The sequence below is a fragment of the Oleiphilus sp. HI0061 genome (assembly GCF_001635675.1).
In genome coordinates this window covers 1-2,190 of the sequence record NZ_LWFE01001230.1, presented here as the reverse complement: position 1 = coordinate 2,190, position 2,190 = coordinate 1, and the positions used below count along the sequence as shown (strand labels likewise).

The window sequence follows — 2,190 nt, the reverse complement described above, 5'->3', positions numbered from 1 at the left end:
GGTGTTCTAAAAAATCTAACCAGTTCATCAAACATCACTCCGGCCACAAAAACACGTGGCCTGCGTTGGACGCACGATAGAGCCGTGCGCCGTTTATAAAAGCGTTAAATGTTTTTTTGCCTTTAGGTTTAAGGCTCAATATTCGGCAAGGAGTGCTCAGTTCTAATCAAGCATTCCACCGTTTAAAATTTTAGGGTGTGTGGCACGGTTTCCAACTGTTCCGTTCTGCTGTTTAAGTTTCTCAGGTACATTTTAATTTGTAGAGGCTTCGTCGGTGGTGTGCTCCTAGGGAATCCGGTAAAGTCGCCATCTATGGTGTTTTTGTCTCAAGGCAAGCACTTAGGTTTTAACGTGGTGTTTGGTTTAGTTGGGTGTTCTAAAACATCTAACCAGTTCATCAAACATCACTCCGGCCACAAAGAGACGTGGCCTGCGTTGGACGCACGATAGAGCCGTGCGCCGTTTATAAAAGCGTTATGTTCTCTAGGTGGTCATGGAAAAGGTCGAAATAGAAAACTGGAGCTGGACATTACTCCGCCACAACGAAAACTTTATTTTGTCAGTAGTTTGTGGCTCTGTTGGTATTTATACGGTCGAAGTAGTACTTAGTAAAGCCGAAATAGACCACTATAAGGCCAAAGGTGTTGCATTCATAAAACAGCTTGCGAGTAACATACGTAGTAATCCAGAATCATCAAAAAGCAAAAGCCTTGGTGCTTCGCCCATTGCTAAAGAATTGGAAATCGCACTCAATGAATGGAAATCTAGAAATTAAAAACATAACCAGCAGCACCAACGGACTCCGCAAAAGTCGCATCTTTTTTGTTCCAAAAAAGCAGCCACTTTCGCTCCTCCGTTGTGCTGGGCGTTAGTTGTTTTAATCCCCGAAGATTGAAGGGCTGAATGTATTGTTCTTTTCGTCACATTATTCGGCATTGAATAGGGGCATAATACCCCGTTCTATTTATGGCCACTTCGTTAGCAGCATTGTATTAGGTATCATCAGTATCATTCTCATCCTGATCAAGCGAGAGTAGAAGGCCAAACAAAAGATCAGAATTTTAAAATCGTTGTGATCGGGGAATGGATCGTTCTAAATAACTATCTAGGCAACCGTACAACTAACAAGGCCAAGCAACATCAACCACTTCGTGGTTTGGACAGCCTTGCAGCCGCGCTTTTTGTGCATGGCTTCGCCATTATGGCACAAAAATCACAACTACAAGTCTGCCGTTGTTGGCAGCGTTAGGCTTATTCATTAACCAGAAACCGGATTAAGTATGAAGACGATAGGAATTTTAATAGCATTAATAGTTCTTTCTGGATGTACTTCGTTGAAGAAGAATGGTGGAGGAATAGAAGAAACACTAATTGATTACCCCGCAATTGGCACTGAAACAACTGCTTTCGTTGGCGAGGAAATGCTCGCAAAAGGCAGCAAGAAAACTGTCAATGCAATATCTCTGAAGTATACAACCTCAGTAGGTTTGCTCGGCTCTTACACTTTTTCTCCTGGTATATACACCCAAGTCGGATACAGCGGGAACAAAGTATTTTACGCTCCAACGAACTATGGAATGGTCCAAAAAAGTACCTTAGCTGATCCCTATGGCGGTATGTATATTGATCATAACGAAAAGGAAATCTGCGGTGTTTCTGCGTTTGGTGGTACAGTTTGCTCAGATGCTGACTATGACATCACCAAACACACAAACAATGACATGTTATCTTTTCAGCAAACACTACTTTACTCTGGAAAAATCGGAAATAAAGTCAATATTAGCTATCGAGAGTTTTCTAATAATAAGGCTAGACCAGCCTTCTCAAATGATGTTGAGTACGATTTAAACGAGTCTAATGTAATAGGTTACAAGGGGGCGTTACTAGAAATCATTAATGCCACCAACCAAAGTATTAAATACAAAGTTCTTAAAAATTTCAGGTAGCCTAACAAATTGCTCAAGCATCGTTCCGGCCAAAAGACGGCCTCCACTGGACTCGCTAGCGCTCTCCGCTTAGCAAGGCGTTGGTATGACTCCCCACGTCAAGAGGCCCGCACAAAATCCTGCCGGAACCTCGGCCAGAGCCTTTCTTTTTAATTAACATTCTTCCCGTTAGGGAAGCGTCAACGCATCAGATGAAGCAAGTAATTTCGACGGTGATCATGCTGGTATTCGTGGGTTGCTAACG

The 2,190-nt window shown here is 42.6% G+C and carries 2 protein-coding genes; both read left to right on the top strand.

Annotated features, from left to right (window positions below; all coding sequences use genetic code 11):
* Positions 1 to 493: 493 nt before the first annotated feature.
* Positions 494 to 775 (top strand): hypothetical protein, encoded by a 282-nt coding sequence (locus tag A3735_RS19165; RefSeq protein ID WP_068633550.1) that lies wholly within the window; start codon positions 494 to 496, stop codon positions 773 to 775.
* Positions 776 to 1,334: 559 nt separating this feature from the next.
* Positions 1,335 to 1,946 carry a hypothetical protein gene (locus A3735_RS19160; RefSeq protein ID WP_082880484.1) on the top strand — a complete coding sequence of 204 codons (612 nt, stop codon included), beginning with the start codon at positions 1,335 to 1,337 and terminating at the stop codon, positions 1,944 to 1,946.
* The last annotated feature ends 244 nt before the right edge of the window (positions 1,947 to 2,190 follow it).

Coding starts and splice junctions, on each gene's coding strand:
- A3735_RS19165 (WP_068633550.1), top strand. CDS start 494: ATGGAAAAGGTCGAAATAGAAAACTGGAGCTGGACATTACTCCGCCAC.